This is a genomic window from Pseudomonas extremorientalis (assembly GCF_001870465.1).
Lineage (GTDB): Bacteria > Pseudomonadota > Gammaproteobacteria > Pseudomonadales > Pseudomonadaceae > Aquipseudomonas > Aquipseudomonas extremorientalis.
Genome location: NZ_MDGK01000031.1, coordinates 132,984 through 148,756, shown reverse-complemented (window position 1 = coordinate 148,756; position 15,773 = coordinate 132,984). Strand labels below are relative to the sequence as shown.

Genomic DNA, 15,773 nt, shown 5'->3' with positions numbered 1-15,773 from the left:
GCGAGAGGGTTGCCGGGAAAAATCAGACCGGGGCGACGCAGCGCCCCGGGCCAAGGTAGGTCAGACGAAGGAATCGTCGTCGCCGAAGGAGGAAGAATCGTCGGAATAATCGCTGTCGGCAAAGCTGTCCGAATTGTTGCTGCCCCAGCTGTCGTTGCCGGCGTACTTCTGGTCATCATTGCCCCAGTTGCCGTTGTCACTGGCAGGCGCTGGCTCCTCACGAATGATTTCTTCCACGACTTGCGGCTGTTGCGAATTGTGGTTGAACAGGCTGCTGATGCCTTCGGCCAGCAATACACCACCGGCCACGCCGGCTGCGGTTTTCATCGCGCCGCCAAGGAAGCCGCTGCCCACCGGAGCGGCTGGAGCAGGCTGTTGATAATTCTGCTGCGGGGCAGGTTGGCTGAACCCAGGCCGCGCCGGTTCGCGCCAGCCGCCACCAGAAGAAGGCGGTGCACTTTGAGCCGGCTGCTGATCACGGGAACCACCGCCGCCAAAGATGCTCGACAGGAAACCGCCGCTGCTCGCCGGAGCAGGCTGCGCGGATTTGGCCCTCTGCAGTTCATCCTGCAATTGCTGGATCTGCTGCGCCTGCTGCTTGTTCTGCGCGTCGAGGCTCTTGAGCGCATGTTCCTGCACCAGGATCGACTGGGTCATGTAGTACCCGGCCGCCGGTTGGCGCGTCATGTGCTCCTTGATCCGCGCTTCGGCCTGGGCGTCGCGGGGGGCTGAGTCCGTTTCGGCTTGTTGCAACCGTGAAAACAGTCCATCGATCAGGGTTTGCTCTTCGCTGTTCATGGCGACCTCGTTAGATTGCCGGTAGAAATCGTGGTGTGCCTGTCATCAGGCGCCGCTCTAGTTATGGGGGTGTTACGAGTTGTTTCAATGGTCTTTACTCAAGGTTTACGTTTGCTCACCGCCGGTGATGATCGGTTAAAGTGTTGCCCTTGCTTTCAGGCCTGCGATGAACTTGATGAATCCGTTAGACGTGCTGCGCGACTCCTTCCGTTTCACCCAACGCAACCTGGGCGCCATCGTCCAGTTGTGCTTGCCGTTGGTGATTTTCGAAGCCCTGCTGCAACAGGTGCTGAATCACGTGGTGGGCGAGGATGCATTCCCCGGCTACAGCGTGGTGGTGGGGTTGCTGGTGTACCCGCTGTACACCGGGGCCTTGATCCTGTTTCTGGATGCCCGCACCCGTGGCGAGTCGCCGCGCACCAAGGATGTCTGGGCCATGGCCCTGACCCTGTGGCCGCGCTTTGCCCTGCTGACGGCCATGAGCACACTGCTGATCCTGCTGGGGCTGTCGCTGTATTTCCTGCCGGGGCTGTGGCTGATGGTGGTGCTGGCGTTTGCCGAGTACCTGCTGGTGCTGCGCGGCATGCCAGCGCTGGAGGCGATGAAGGAAAGTTTCCGCCTGAGCCGTGGGCATTTCTGGCGGATCCTGGTGTGCCTGCTGTGTGTGATGACGCCGTTGTGGCTGCTCAAGGGCGCCAGCGTAGCGGCCTACCCCGAGCCCGCGCCGCTGCTGGGCCTGTTACTGGACAGCGCCCACAGCTTCCTGCAGCTGTTTACCAGCGTGGTACTGTTCCGTTTATTCATGCTGATCGGTGGCGATGCCGACGCGCGGTGATATGCTCCGTGCCACTTCTGAAACGCTATAAGCCGAGCCGATGACCCGTTTATTGCGCATCACCTTGCTGAGCCTGCTGATCATCGCGGGGCTGTTTGCAGCCATGGTCTACAGCCTGACCTGGCGTCCCGAGCCCAAGGAAACCCTGCCGGTGAGTTGCGTTGCGCCCCCTGCGCCCACGCTGCTGCCGGGGCAGGCGCTCAAGGTCATGACCTGGAACGTGCAATACCTTGCCGGCAAGAACTACGTGTTCTGGTACGACACGGCCGATGGCAGCGGCCCGGATGATCGGCCTACCGTGGAAGACATGGCCGCCAGCCTTGACGAAGTGGCGCGGGTGATCCGCGACGAACAACCCGACATCCTGCTCTTGCAGGAGCTCGACGAAAACGCCAAGCCTTCCCACTATCAGGACCAACTGGCCCTGCTGCAAGAACGCCTGGTCGACCTGTACCCATGCAGCGCCCAGGCCTTCGACTGGAAAGCCGACTTCGTGCCCGATTGGCATATCTTCGGCAGCGTCGGCCGCAAGCTCGCGACACTCAGCCGCTATCAGATCGAACACGCCGAACGCCTGCAATTGCCGGCGTCCGAGGCCAACATCCTCAGCCGCCAGTTCCAGCCCAAGCCGGCCTTGCTGCTGACTTACCTGCCCCTGAGCGACGGCGGCCAACTGGCGGTGCTCAACACGCGCCTGGACGGTGACGCCCCAGGGCGCAGCGCGGTATTGGAACAAGTACAGACCACGGTCAAGCTGCTGGATAAATTCGAAGGGCGCGGCACGCCCTGGCTGATCGGCGGGGATTTCAACCTGCTGCCCCTGGGCCAATTCCTGCGCCTGGACGCCGGCAAGCGCGGGCAGTATTCGCCGGACAGCGAGCTGCATCTGCTGTGGGACAAATACCCGATGGTCCCGAGCAACAGCCAATCCAGCGGCATCGACCGTGAGAAGTGGCTGACCCACTTCCCCAACGACCCCAGTGTGGAAGGGCCGGACCGAACACTGGATTACCTGTTCTACAGCCCGCAGATCAAGCGGGTCGAAGCGAAAGTGCGGCAGGAAGATACCTTGCGCATTTCCAACCACCTGCCCGTGATCGCCCGGTTCCTGCTCCCCCCCGCGCCATAACCAACAACACAAGCCCATGTGGGAGGGGGCTTGCCCCCGATTACAGTGTGCCAGCCAATACCTCTCTAGCTGACAGAACGCTATCGGGGGCAAGCCCCCTCCCACATTTGGAGCCTGTGGTGTTACGACTTGCGGGGCTTGATCCGCGCCGTTGCCTCGGCCACCAACGGATCATCCGGCCAGTAATGCTTGGGGTAGCGCCCCTTCAGATCCTTCTTCACCTCGGCGTAGGTGCTGCGCCAGAAGTTCGCCAGATCCTGGGTGACCTGCACCGGCCGTCGCGCTGGGGACAGCAGGTGCAGCTTCACCACCTGGCGCCCACCGGCAATGCGCGGGGTGTCGGCCAGCCCGAACAACTCCTGCAAGCGCACCGCGAGGATCGGTGGCTGTTCGCTGTAGTCCAGCCGCACCGACGAGCCCGACGGCACTTTCACATGCTGCGGCGCCAGTTCATCGAGACGCTGGGGCAGCGGCCACGGCAGCAGGTTGTGCAGGAAACTGGAGATATCCAGGTTGGCGAAATGACTCAGGCGCGACACTTTGCCCAGGTAGGGCATCAGCCAGTGTTCGAGGCTGGCGAGCAAGGCACTGTCGCTGATATCCGGCCATTCACTGGTTTTGCCGGCGTCAAGGTGGCGCAGCAGCATGACGCGGGCCTGCCATTGGCGCAGTTCCGGCGTCCACGGCAGCAGTTCCAGGCCTTTGCGACGCACCAGGTTGACCAGTGCCTGACTGCGCGCGGACTCATCGAGGCCGGTGAGGGGTTCGCGGCTGAGCACTAACTCACCAACTTTGCGTTGGCGCTCGGCGCGCAGCACGCCTTCGCGCTCGTCCCAGTCGAGTTGATCGACGTTGCGCACTTGTTCGGCAAGCACCGTGTCGAACAGCGCCGGGTCAAAATCCGCCGCCAGGTAGATGCGCTCTTCACGCTGGCCCTGGCGGCTGCCCAGGTCGGCGATGACCAGCCAGGGTTGTTTCATCAGGCTATCGGCCTCGGCGAACAGCGCCGCGCGGCCGTTGGCCAGGCGGTACTCGGCACCGCCTGGGCGACGTTGCTGGGCGACGCGGTCCGGGTAGGCCAGTGCCAGCAAGGCGCCGAGCCAGCGCGGATGATCGGGGTCGGCCACTGCTTGAGTCGCCTGCGCTCTTAAATAGCCGCGGTATTGCCGGGCCAACTGCCTGGCCCGTTGCACGCCGCCTTGCGTACCGCGCGAGCGCTCTTCACCGGACAGCAGCGCCAGGCGACTGTGCAAGTCCGCACCGCCGCCGCGCAAGATATCGCGCTCGCCCAACAGCGCGGCGACATCGCACGCGGTGCTTGCCAGCCCCAGGTCCTGCCCGCGCAACAGCAGATGGGCGATACGCGGGTGGGCCGGCAGTTCGGCCATTTTCTGGCCGTGGGCGGTGAGTGCGTCGTCATTCAATGCACCGAGGCGCACCAGCAAATCCTGGGCCTGGGCATACGCGGCGGTCGGCGGCACATCCAGCCACACCAATTGATTGGGTGTAACGCCCCAGCGCGACAGCTGCAGAGCCAGGCCAGCCAGGTCGGCGGCGAGGATTTCCGCACTGCCGTAGGCGGCCAGGCCTTCATGCTGGTCTTCGGACCACAGGCGATAACACACGCCCGGCTCAAGGCGCCCTGCCCGACCGGCGCGCTGGGTGGCGCTGGCGCGGGAGATGCGCTGGGTGTCGAGGCGAGTCATGCCGCTGCCCGGGTCGAAACGCGGTACGCGTGCCAGCCCGGCATCGATCACCACGCGCACGCTGTTAATGGTGAGGCTGGTCTCGGCAATGTTGGTCGCCAGCACGACTTTGCGTTTACCGGCGGGCGCCGGGTCGATGGCGGCGCGTTGAGCGTTGAGGTCCAACTCGCCATGCAGCGGACACAACAGCACATCGGGGCGCCCGCCGAGGACGTCGACCAGTTGCTGGTGGACCCGACGAATTTCTGCCTGCCCTGGCAGGAAGACCAGCACGCTGCCGGTTTCGTCGTGCAGGGCTTCGAGGATGGTTTGCACCACCCGCGGTTCGATGAATTCACCGGGCTGATAAGGGCGGCCCCAGCGCATCTGCACCGGGAACATGCGGCCTTCACTGCGCAGGATCGGCGCGTCATCCAGCAGGCTGGCCAGACGCTCGCCTTCCAGAGTGGCGGACATCAGCAGGATCTTCAGCGGTTGCTCATCGCGAAACAGTTCGCGGCCGTTGAGGCTCAGGGCCAGCGCCAGGTCGGCGTCGAGGCTGCGCTCGTGGAACTCGTCGAAGATCAACAGGCCCACACCGTCCAGCGCCGGGTCGTCCTGCAGACGGCGGGTGAGGATGCCTTCGGTGACCACTTCGATACGGGTGTCAGGGCCGACTTTGCTGTCCAGGCGGATGCGATAGCCGACCGTTTCGCCGACCTTTTCACCCAGCTCGCTGGCCAGGCGCTCGGCCGCGGCACGGGCGGCCAGGCGGCGGGGTTCGAGCATGAGGATGGTCTGCCCGGCCAGCCAGGGCTCGTTCAACAACGCCAAAGGCACACGGGTGGTTTTACCGGCGCCGGGCGGTGCTTCCAACACGGCTTCATGGCGATTCGCCAAGGCGTCACGCAGCGCGGGTAAAACTTCATCGATCGGCAACGAATTCATACTGGCTCCAAAGCAGAGCGGCGAGTATAACGGCGAACTGCCGAATGCCGACGATGGTCTCAAGGCCATTGCTGTAAGGCCGTTGCTATATAGTCGCGTATCCACCGTGTTCAGGAGAGTCCCCATGCGTATCGCTTCCCGTGTCATCGGCGGTGTCCTCGCCGTCACCCTGCTGAGCCAACTCACCGCCTGCGGGTCGATTTTCTACCCCGACCGCCGTGGCCAGATAGACGGCAAGATCGACCCGACCATTGCCGTGCTCGACGCCGTGGGCCTGCTGTTCTATGTGATCCCCGGCCTGATCGCGTTCGGCGTGGACTTCGCCACCGGCGCCATCTATTTCGAACCGGGCAAGACTGCCCAGGTCGACCCGGCCAAACTCCACGACGCCATTGGCGCCGACGGCAAGGTCGACAATGCCAAGCTGCAAAGCATCATCCAGAAGGAAACCGGCCGCAGCCTGCCGCTGGACGACCCGCGCATGATCCAGTTCAAAGGGAGTGTGCAGCAACTCGCGTCCCTGGGCCTGCAACCCGCCGCATAAGGACCGTCCATGACCAGCAGTCCCGAACACGCCAGGCTCTTGCGCCTGGCCACCCGCGCTTCGGTGGGCGTGGCCTGTGCGCTGATTATCACCAAGGCCATCGCCTGGTGGCTCAGCGGCTCGGTGAGCATGCTCGCCGGCTTGACCGATTCGCTGTTGGACGGCGTGACCTCGCTGTTGAATTTGCTCGCGGTGCACTACGCCCTGCGCCCGGCCGATGACGATCACCGCTATGGGCATGGCAAGGCTGAGTCGCTGTCCGGCATGGCCCAGGCGCTATTCATCGGCGTCAGTGCGGTGTTGATCGCGTTCCAGGCCTACCAGCGCCTGCAACACCCGGAGCCGGTCGGCGCACCGTGGCTGAGCATTGGCGTGATTGTGTTTTCCCTGGTCCTGACCGTGGCCTTGTTGATGCTGCAACACCGGGTGATCCGCGAAACCGGCTCCAACGCCGTGCGCGCCGACTCACTGCACTATCGCTCGGACCTGCTGCTCAACGGCAGCATCCTGGTGGCGCTGGTGCTGGCAGGGTTTGGCTACCATCAGGTGGACGCCTGGTTCGGCCTGGGCATTGCCGCCTATATCTTGTGGAGCGCGATCCAGATCGCCCGGGAAAGTTTTGCGGTACTGATGGACGAGGAGCTGCCGCCGGAGGTCAGCCAGCACATGCTGGAACTGGCCCGTGGTGTGCCCGGAGTGTTGGGCGCCCATGATTTGCGCACGCGGATTTCCGGCAGCCACTGGTTCGTACAGTTGCACTTGGAATTGCCGGGGGAATTGACGCTGTCAGTGGCCCACGGCATCAGCGACCAGGCCGCCGATGCCATTCACAAAGCCTACCCGCGTGCCGAAGTGCTGGTGCACGCCGACCCACGGGAAGTGGTCACGGGCAATAAACCCTAGTACTGCACCTGATAGCCGCGACTGCTCAGGCAGTTGCCCTGGGCCTGGCGATAGGTTTGCACCACTGCCGGGTCGGGGGCGTAGGTCACTTGCTGCGGGTCGAAACCGCTTTGCTGCACCGCCCAGCGATAGCAGTCATAACCGTCCTGCTGCACCTGGGCCGGCGATTGGCCGTTGACGGGGTACGCCACCACGTCATAGCCATTGCCTTGCGGCGCGGGCGGCGGCGGCACCTGCGTCGGTGGTTGCACGACCACGTACTGCTGGGAGCTGCTTTCGTAGGTGTAATAGGCACCTGCGGCGAGGAAGAACAGCGCGCCGCCCACCCACACTTCACGCGCGTAGTCCGGCAGGTAATGCACACGGATGCCGTACGGTGGCGTCACCACCACATAACGCGGGCCTTGCGGGCGATACCAATAGCCGCCGGAGTAGAAATAATCCTGGCCACGGTAAGGCACACGGTAGTTGCGGTCGGGGAAACGGTCGATCACATAGCCTGGGCGATGTTGCGGGCCGGGGCCCCAGCCATTGCCATGACCGTCGGGGCGCCCTGGCCAGCGGTTGTCGCCGGGACGCGAGCCGGGCCCGCCGGCTTCCCAGTGTTGATTGCCGTCATTGCGGCGCGGGATGTCGCGGTAGTAGCCCTGACGGGGCTCCTGGGTCTGGCGTACGGTGTCGGGGCGGCCCTGGATCGGCAGGTTGTTCGACGGTTGTGGCGGTGGGGGTTGCACCGGCCGCCCCTGCTCATTGCCCTGGGGACGTCCCTGCCATTGGCCGCCACCGTTCTGGCCGCCGCGATCAAAGTGCTGATTCTGCGGGCGTGGCTGATTGTTTTCCGGCCGTGGCGGGTTGCTCTGCGGGCGCGGCTGTTCATTGCCCCCTGGCCGTCCGCCCTCCGGCCCTCTTTCATGCTGACCACCGCCTTCACCACGCGGCCCGTTGTCACGTTCGTCGGCCACTGCCTGGGCGCCAACGGTGACCACCAGCAAACCTACACCTGCCATACGCCAGATGCGCTTCATGCTATTCCTCACTGCGGATTAGGGCCTGTCCATGAGACTGGAAAAGCCAGGCCCGGTTCTCGCACAGGTTATCAGCAGGCAAAAGAAAAGGGGCGACCCGTCGGCCACCCCTTGAGAACTTCGTCCTGGCTCAACGCTTTTGACGTTGGCTCACCTCACGCCGTCTTGTGGACATTGTGCAGCCTGGAGGCCGGCTCAACCCTGCTGGGGTAGCGGCCGCAGCGAGCCTGATTGGGCGGGCTGCTGTGGACTGTTGTCCAGGCGGTGATTCTGTTGATAAAGATACCCGTAGGCGCCCGACGGATGATTGCGAAGATTGCGTCAATAAACAGTGCTTGCGCAATTTTTAACCCTTCATGGATAATTCGCCGCAATAGTTACGACAAAGGCCAACCCAATGAGCAAGCTTGACCGATACGACCTGAGTATTTTGGCGGAATTGCAGCGCGACGCGAGGATCTCCAACCAGGAGTTGGCCGAACGCATCGGCCTGTCGCCGTCGCCCTGCTCACGCCGGGTCAAGCAACTGGAGGATGACGGCTACATCGCCCGCCAGGTCGCGTTGCTCGACCGAAAGATGCTCGGCCTGAGCCTGACCGCCTACGTGCTGATCGGCATGGACCGCCATACCCCCGAGCGTTTCGAGAATTTCGAGGCGGCGATCCGCACCCTGCCCCAGGTGCTGGAGTGCAGTTTGGTGACGGGGATGGATGCGGACTATCAGTTGAAGGTGGTGGTGCCGGACATGGACCACTACCAGAAATTGCTGCTGGGGCATTTGACCCGTATCGAAGGGGTGACCAGCGTGCGCTCCAGCTTTGTGCTCAATCAGGTATTGAACAGCACCGAACTGCCCCTGACCCACCTGCGCACTTAAGATCGGTGAAGGTCAAATGTGGGAGGGGGCTTGCCCCCGATGGCTGAGTGTCAGTCAGTTATTTATCAACTGACCCACCGCTATCGGGGGCAAGCCCCCTCCCACATTTGGATTGCACTTCGATCCAGGTCAATGTTGCGTCGGTAACGCTGCCGTATACTGCCCGCCTGCCCTGTCGGAAAAATCCCCCATGAACAACATCGACCCCGCCCTCTTCGAAGAATGGATGATGACCGGCCTGGTCACGATCCTGATCATTTTCATGGGCTTTATCGTCTGGGACCTGGCGAAGAAGTCCAAGGCCGGGCGCTTTGGCTCGTTCATTCTGTTCTTCGTGCTGGGCCTGGGCGTGGCCGCGTTCATCATCAAGAGCGTGGTGATCGGACTGATCGAGTCCGGCGCGTTATAAGCGCGCCGGCACTTCCTTCCACTGGCCTTGGTCCAGGCCGTCGATCGACCAATCGCCAATCCGCACGCGCACCAGGCGCAAAGTAGGCAAACCGACAGCAGCGGTCATGCGCCGTACCTGTCGGTTGCGCCCCTCACGAATGACCAGTTCCAGCCAGTGCGTCGGGACGCTTTTGCGAAAGCGCACGGGCGGGTTGCGCGGCCACAGCTCGGGCTCATCCAACTGCCGAGCCTCGGCGGGCAAGGTCATGCCGTCGTTCAGTTCGACGCCTTTGCGCAGGCGTTGCAACTGTTCTTCGGTGGGTTCGCCTTCCACCTGCACCCAGTAGGTTTTCGCCAGCTTGTGTTTGGGATCGGCAATCCGTGCCTGCAACTGGCCGTCATTGGTCAGCAGCAGCAGGCCTTCGCTGTCACGGTCCAAACGGCCCGCCGGGTAGATGCCGGGAATATCGATGAAATCCTTGAGCGTCGCGCGGCCGCCTTCGTCGCTGAACTGAGTCAGCACATCGAACGGTTTATTGAACAGGATCAACTTCGGTTCGGCCGGAGGCGCCTTGGCGACACGCCGCGCAGCGGAATACGGGGGTTTCACGCCAGGGCGGCGCGAATCGGGACGGGTGGGACGGGACATGGCAAAGGAACATCTAACGGTCAGGACCGACAATGCTAGTGGCCTGACCGTTAAATGACCATCCCAACCGCTTAGCGGAACGGCGGCTCGTCGAAGCTGCGCAGTTTGCGCGAGTGCAGCGAGTTGAGTTCGGTGCGCAACAGGTCCACCGCCTCGATGCCGATCTTCAAGTGCTGGCTGACCGCACGCTCATAGAACGCGTTGGCCGAACCCGGCAGCTTGATTTCGCTATGCAGCGGTTTGTCCGATACACACAACAAGGTGCCGTACGGCACCCGCAAACGATAGCCTTGCGCGGCGATGGTGCCGCTCTCCATGTCCACGGCCACGGCGCGGGACAGGTTGATCAGTGGGCGTTCCTGGGCCCAGCGCAGTTCCCAGTTACGGTCGTCGTAGGTCAACACGGTGCCGGTACGCAGGCGTTTTTTCAGCTCTTCGCCTTTTTCGCCGGTAACGTTAGCCGCCGCTTGCTGCAACGCAAGCTGCACTTCAGCCAGCGCCGGGATCGGGATGTTCGGCGGCACCACGCGGTCGAGAATACCGTCGCGGCGCATGTAGGCGTGCGCCAGTACGTAGTCGCCGATGGTCTGGGATTGGCGCAGGCCGCCGCAGTGGCCGATCATCAGCCAGCAATGCGGACGCAGCACGGCCAGATGGTCGGTGATGTTCTTGGCGTTGGACGGGCCGACGCCGATGTTCACCAGGGTCACGCCATGGCCATCAGTGGCCTGCAGGTGATAGGCCGGCATCTGGTAACGGTGCCACACCACACCGGCGGCAATTGCCGACGCCTCACCGTGATCCATGCTCTTGTCGATCACCACGTTGCCCGGCAGCACCATGCGGATAAAGCGCGGGTCGCTGCGCAGTTGCTCCAGGCCATGCAGGATGAACTGGTCGACATACCGGTGGTAGTTGGTCAGCAGGATCCACGGCTGCACATGGCGCCAGTCGCTGCCGGTGTAGTGCACCAGGCGGCGCAGGGAGAAGTCCACGCGGGCCGCATCGAACAGTGCCAGGGGCAGTGGGTCGGTGTTTTCCCAGTCGTACAAGCCGTCGGCGATGCCATCGGTGGCGGCCGACAGGTCGGTGCTGGGGAATACACGGGCCAGGGTCGCGGCGGTCACGCCGGAACCGGCCAGTTCGTCGCCCTGCTCCACCACGTACGGGTACGGAATGTTCTGCTGGCTCACGCCGACTTCCACGGTCACGGTGAAGTCGTGCATCAACGGCACCAGTTGCTCCAGCAGGTACTTACGGAACGCCGCAGGATGGGTGACGGTGACGCTGTAGGTTCCCGGCAACTGGACCTTGGCATACGCCCGGGTGGTCTGTGGGACTTCACCGTGGCAGTGGTAGGTCAGGCGCAGTTCCGGGTAGCGAAACAGCGCACGTTGTTCGGCGTCGGGCTCGACGCGATCTTTGAGGTATTGCTTGAGGGCTTGATTGAGCGCGCCAGTGGCACGCTCATGCAGGGCCGCCAGCCGGTCCACGGCTTCTTCAGCGGTTTGAACGACAACAAAAGCTTCGGTCACGGTAAGCATCCTGTGTTCTGACTTGCAGGCCTTTATCTTGCCTGTATCCCGGCCTCACCGAAACACCAGAGTTGGAATGCGGTAAATGTGGGAGGGGGCTTGCCCCCGATAGCTGACTGTCAGCCAACACATCTATCGCTGACACACCGTTATCAGGGGCAAGCCCCCTCCCACATGTTTACCGCATTTTAGTCCGATAGATTGGGGGTGGAGCGGGCGATGAGAGCCTCCACATCTACGCCGCGTGGCAAGGTTCCATACACACGGCCAGACGAGCCACCCAACCGACTGGCAATAAACCCATCACTCACCGCCGCATTCCCCGCCTCCAGCAACAACTTGGCCTGCAATGCCACGGCGATGTCTTCGGTGAGTTGCCGCGCACGGTACTGGATGTCCTGGGTGTCCATGAATGCCGACTTCAACTGCTCGATATGCCGCGCCAGCTGCCGGTCGCCGTGCCCATCGCCCAGTTCGACAAACAGTGCCTCCAGCACGCCCGGCTCTTTCGACAACGCCCGCAGCACGTCCAGGCACTGCACATTGCCGGACCCTTCCCACGTCGAGTTCACCGGTGCCTCGCGGTACAGGCGCGGCAGAATGCTGTCTTCGACATACCCCGCGCCGCCCATGCACTCAGCGGCCTCGTTGATCATCGCTGGCGCACGTTTGCAGATCCAATACTTGCCCACCGCCGTCACCAGCCGGGCGAACTTGGCTTCCTGTTCATCGTCCAGATGATCCAGCGCCCGGCCCATGCGCAGGCTCAGGGCCAGTGCGGATTCGCTTTCCAGCGCCAGGTCCGCCAGCACGTTCTGCATCAACGGCTGCTCGCTGAGCACGCGGCCGCCGACCGAACGATGGGCACAATGATGGCTGGCCTGGGTCAGCGCCTGGCGCATCAGGGCGCTGGAGCCGACCATGCAATCGAAGCGAGTCATGGCGACCATCTCGATGATGGTCGGCACGCCACGGCCTTCTTCGCCGATCATCCAGGCCAGGGCGCCACGGAATTCCACTTCGCTGGAAGCGTTGGAGCAGTTGCCGAGTTTGTTTTTCAGGCGCTGGATGTAGAACTCGTTGCGTGTGTCATCCGGTCGGTGCCGGGGCAGCAGGAAACAGGTGAGGCCCTTGTCGGTTTGCGCCAGGGTCAAGAACGCATCACACATCGGTGCCGAACAGAACCACTTGTGGCCCACCAGTTCATAAGCCTGCCCTGGCCCGCCGGCGCCCACCGGATATGCCCGGGTGGTGTTGGCACGCACATCGGTGCCGCCCTGCTTCTCGGTCATGGCCATGCCGATGGTGGCACCGGCCTTGTGGGCGATGCCAACGTTGCGCGAATCGTATTGGGTGCTGAGGACTTTCGGCAGCCAGATATCGGCCAGGTCAGGCTGCAAACGCAGCGTCGGCACACAGGCGAAGGTCATGGTCAGCGGACAGCCGGTGCCCGCTTCGGCCTGGCTGTGCAGGTAGGTCATGGCGGCGCGGGCCACGTGGGCGCCGGACTGCGGATGGGCCCAGGGCAGTGACGGCAGGCCGTGTTCGACGGCGGTGCGCATCAGCTCGTGATAAGCCGGGTGAAATTCCACGAGGTCGATGCGACGACCATAACGGTCATGGCTGTTGAACACCGGCTTGTTCTGGTTGGCCAGGAACCCGGCTTCCATCAACGGCCCGCCCGCCAACACACCGTAGGCATCGATACGCGCCTGCGCCCAGCCGGCGCCAAAGCGGCGCGACCATTCCTGCAGGGGCAGATCGATACGGTACAGGTTGGTGCCGTCCAGGGACGGCGGCTGGTTGGTGACGTCGTGGGTTTCGGCAAATTGATGCAGGTTCATGACGGGCCTCCAAGAAAAAAGGCCACGTTCAGTTGAGGCCTGCATTTCAGTTAAGCACCGTCATACCGCTTAAAAAAGTGACATACCCGCCGATTGTCCGGCGCTTTTGCCCTCTAACGGACACAACAACCGACGCTCCAATACCACCTGCAACGCCTCGAAACGTACAGGCTTGGCCAGGCGCTCGGAAATCCCGATGCCATGGCAGCCCTCGCGCTCCGACACATTCGGTGACGAGCTCAAGGCGATCACCGGTAATTCGCCGCAGCCAGGCAACGCACGAATCTGACAGCACAACGAGAAACCGCCTTCTGGAACATCCAACAGCACTGCATCGAAATCCGCTGCCTGCAACGCCGCCAACGCGCTCGGGCCGCTGTCCACGGTTTTCACCCGGTAACCGAGCTTGAGCAACATACCGCGCACCGCCAATTGGCCGACGCTGTTGTCATCCACCAACAGCACCGAGCATTCCTGGGGCGCACGTTGTTTGTCCGGTCCAGGCTTTGACTCGGACGGGACCGGGCTGACCTCCACTTCCAGCTGAAAGCGGCTGCCTTTGCGCGGCTCGGAATGATGGGTGAGGCGCCCGCCCAGCAGTTCGACCAGTTGCCGGCAGATGGCCAGGCCGATGCCCAGGCCGCCGTACTCGCGAGTGGTGGAGCCATCCAGCTGGAAAAAGCGCTGGTACAGGGTGGCTTCATCAAGGAAAGCAAAGCCGATCCCGGTGTCGGTGACGATAAAACTCAGGCGAAGGCGACCATCGCTGTGGGGCACACCGACCACCCGCAGGCGCACCGAACCTTCGTGGGTGAACTTGAAGGCGTTATCCAGCAGGCAATCGAGGCACTGCAGCAGTTTGTCGGCATCGCCCAGCACGCGGTCCGGCAGCTCGTCCGCTACATCGATGGAAAACGCCAGGCCCTTGCTCTGGGCGCTGGCGCTGAACTGCTGGCGCAAGGTGTCGAGCGTACCGCGCAGGCTGAACACCTCGGGCCGCGCAACCAGGCGCCCGGCCTGCAACTCGGTGAGGGTAAGGATGCCGTTGACCATGCGCATCATGTCCCGCGCCGAGCCGGCGGCGGTTTGCTGGTACTGCGCCAGGTCCGCATCCAGCGGCACGGTTTGCATGAGTTCGAGGGAGCCGATCACGCCGTTCATCGGGGTGCGCAGTTCGTGAGTCAGGGTGGCGAGGAATTCATCCTTGAGACGGTTGCTGCGGGCTAATTGGAGGTTGAGCACTTCGAGCTTCTGGCTGGCATCGAACAGGATCTGCGCCTGTTGCTCACGCATTGCGTTGATGCGGTCGGCCAGGGCCAGGGACAACAACGCTACTTCGATCGCCGAACCGATCTGGCTGGCGTACATGGTCAGGAACACATTCGGCAGGTAGCCCAGCACCATCAGGGTATTGACCACCCCGCCGAGCAGGAACGCCGACCAGGCAATGATGAAATAGCGCGCCACCCGCTGCCCGCAATACCAGGCCTTGATGGCCGCGACAAAGATGGTCACGGTAAATACCAGCGCCAAGCCGGTGGCCAGGCGCAGCGCCAGGGCGTAGCTGGTCATCAACGACAGCAGCATCACCACACCGCCACACGCCACCAGCCCCAGCAACAGACGGTTGATCCAGCGGCTGTGCTGGGCCGTGTGCAGAAAGCTGCGCGCAAACAGGCTGCCGAACAACGCTGCCGAGCCAATCAGGAACGGCGTCGCGGCATTCGCCCACCAGGGATTGTCCGGCCAGAAGTACTCCACTGCCGCGCCGTTGACCGACAGCTGGTACATGCCGAATGAAGCGATATACAGGATGTAATAGAGGTAGCTGGTGTCGCGCACGCTGAGATAGATGAACAGGTTGTACACCAGCATGCCCAGCAACACGCCGTAGATCAGGCCCAACACATACAGGCGCAGCGGCTGTTGTTCCAGGTAGGCGGTGCTGGACCACAGCGTCAAGGGCGCCTGGATCGAGCCTTCGCTTTGCAGGCGCAGGTAGACGGTTTTCGCTTCGCCCGGCGTGAAGTCGAGCTTGAACAGGTAGTTGTTCTGGCGAATCTCACGGGCGGCAAACGGCAGCGCATCCCCTGTGCGCCCGGCGAGGCGATAGGTGCCTGTGCTGTCGGGCAGGTACAGGTCCAGATGGTCGAGCGGCGGGTAGGCCAGCTCCAGCAACCAGGTGCGTTGGGCTTCAGGATTCTGAGGCAGGTAGTGCAGATTGACCTTGAGCCAGAACACCGAACGTGAGTAACCGGCGTTGAGCGTGTCTTTATCGTGGGGCTTGAACTGCGTGACGGCAGAGGGTGCGCTGACATCGGCGATCGTGAGGGCATCGGTCGGGTCTTCGAGCACTTGCAAGGCTCGACCCAGCGGCAGGCTGCGCGTGTCCTGGTTGAACTCGATGGCGCTGGCGAGCAGCGGCAGCCCGCACAACAATAAAATCAGCAAATAGCGCATAGAGCCCCAGCGTGGCCTGCCCGGTTATGTCAAAAAGCCCCCCATTCCTTTTGAGAAGACGTACACCGGCAATACAGTTAGTAGTTTGGATCCACTCTAGCATAGCCACTAAAGGCTATTGGACACCATTGAAATAATTTTTTGAAAGGCT

The 15,773-nt window shown here is 62.8% G+C and carries 13 protein-coding genes; 6 read left to right on the top strand and 7 right to left on the bottom strand.

All coding sequences use genetic code 11. From position 1 onward, the window contains the following. Positions 1–60: 60 nt before the first annotated feature. Positions 61–798, bottom strand: coding sequence for a DUF2076 domain-containing protein (locus BFN10_RS12495; RefSeq protein ID WP_068932002.1), 738 nt, complete (start codon positions 796–798; stop codon positions 61–63). A 175-nt stretch (positions 799–973) separates the two neighbouring features. Between BFN10_RS12495 and BFN10_RS12490 the strand changes: the two genes are divergently transcribed. Continuing rightward, the gene (locus tag BFN10_RS12490) at positions 974–1,633 is read left to right on the top strand and encodes a YciC family protein (RefSeq protein ID WP_071490028.1); all 660 of its coding nucleotides are present in this window, start codon (positions 974–976) and stop codon (positions 1,631–1,633) included. A gap of 40 nt (positions 1,634–1,673) precedes the next feature. Further along, positions 1,674–2,762 carry an endonuclease/exonuclease/phosphatase family protein gene (locus BFN10_RS12485; RefSeq protein ID WP_071489919.1) on the top strand — a complete coding sequence of 363 codons (1,089 nt, stop codon included), beginning with the start codon at positions 1,674–1,676 and terminating at the stop codon, positions 2,760–2,762. Positions 2,763–2,884: 122 nt separating this feature from the next. Here the strand turns inward: BFN10_RS12485 and hrpB are convergent, their stop codons facing one another. Next, positions 2,885–5,395 (bottom strand): ATP-dependent helicase HrpB, encoded by a 2,511-nt coding sequence (gene hrpB, locus BFN10_RS12480; protein ID WP_071489918.1) that lies wholly within the window; start codon positions 5,393–5,395, stop codon positions 2,885–2,887. Between the two features lie 124 nt (positions 5,396–5,519). Here hrpB and BFN10_RS12475 point away from each other — a divergent pair, with 124 nt between their 5' ends. After that, positions 5,520–5,939 (top strand): polyribonucleotide nucleotidyltransferase, encoded by a 420-nt coding sequence (locus tag BFN10_RS12475; protein WP_071489917.1) that lies wholly within the window; start codon positions 5,520–5,522, stop codon positions 5,937–5,939. A gap of 9 nt (positions 5,940–5,948) precedes the next feature. Beyond that, positions 5,949–6,842, top strand: coding sequence for a cation diffusion facilitator family transporter (locus BFN10_RS12470; RefSeq protein ID WP_071489916.1), 894 nt, complete (start codon positions 5,949–5,951; stop codon positions 6,840–6,842). Here the strand turns inward: BFN10_RS12470 and BFN10_RS12465 are convergent. After that, positions 6,839–7,867, bottom strand: a complete 1,029-nt coding sequence (locus BFN10_RS12465) for a DUF6515 family protein (protein ID WP_071489915.1) — start codon at positions 7,865–7,867, stop codon at positions 6,839–6,841. The genes BFN10_RS12470 and BFN10_RS12465 overlap by 4 nt on opposite strands. 397 nt (positions 7,868–8,264) lie before the next feature. On the opposite strand from BFN10_RS12465, the gene BFN10_RS12460 reads away from it, so the two are divergent. Together BFN10_RS12460 and BFN10_RS12455 are read left to right on the top strand one after the other, a co-directional pair. Next, complete coding sequence (locus BFN10_RS12460; RefSeq protein WP_003194418.1) at positions 8,265–8,744, top strand: Lrp/AsnC family transcriptional regulator; 480 nt, start codon at positions 8,265–8,267, stop codon at positions 8,742–8,744. 199 nt (positions 8,745–8,943) lie between these two features. After that, positions 8,944–9,153 carry a DUF2788 domain-containing protein gene (locus tag BFN10_RS12455; protein WP_025999909.1) on the top strand — a complete coding sequence of 70 codons (210 nt, stop codon included), beginning with the start codon at positions 8,944–8,946 and terminating at the stop codon, positions 9,151–9,153. Here BFN10_RS12455 and BFN10_RS12450 read toward each other — a convergent pair. From BFN10_RS12450 to BFN10_RS12435, 4 genes are all read right to left on the bottom strand, one after another. Further along, positions 9,148–9,783, bottom strand: a complete 636-nt coding sequence (locus tag BFN10_RS12450; protein ID WP_071489914.1) for a pseudouridine synthase — start codon at positions 9,781–9,783, stop codon at positions 9,148–9,150. The two genes, BFN10_RS12455 and BFN10_RS12450, sit on opposite strands and share 6 nt — an antisense overlap. A gap of 71 nt (positions 9,784–9,854) precedes the next feature. Next, the gene (amn, locus tag BFN10_RS12445) at positions 9,855–11,327 is read right to left on the bottom strand and encodes an AMP nucleosidase (protein WP_161630243.1); all 1,473 of its coding nucleotides are present in this window, start codon (positions 11,325–11,327) and stop codon (positions 9,855–9,857) included. Positions 11,328–11,506: 179 nt separating this feature from the next. Continuing rightward, positions 11,507–13,162, bottom strand: coding sequence for an acyl-CoA dehydrogenase family protein (locus BFN10_RS12440; protein ID WP_071489913.1), 1,656 nt, complete (start codon positions 13,160–13,162; stop codon positions 11,507–11,509). 69 nt (positions 13,163–13,231) lie between these two features. Beyond that, entirely contained in the window at positions 13,232–15,622 is a 2,391-nt protein-coding gene (locus tag BFN10_RS12435; protein ID WP_071489912.1) for a hybrid sensor histidine kinase/response regulator, read from the bottom strand. Between the last annotated feature and the right edge of the window lie 151 nt (positions 15,623–15,773).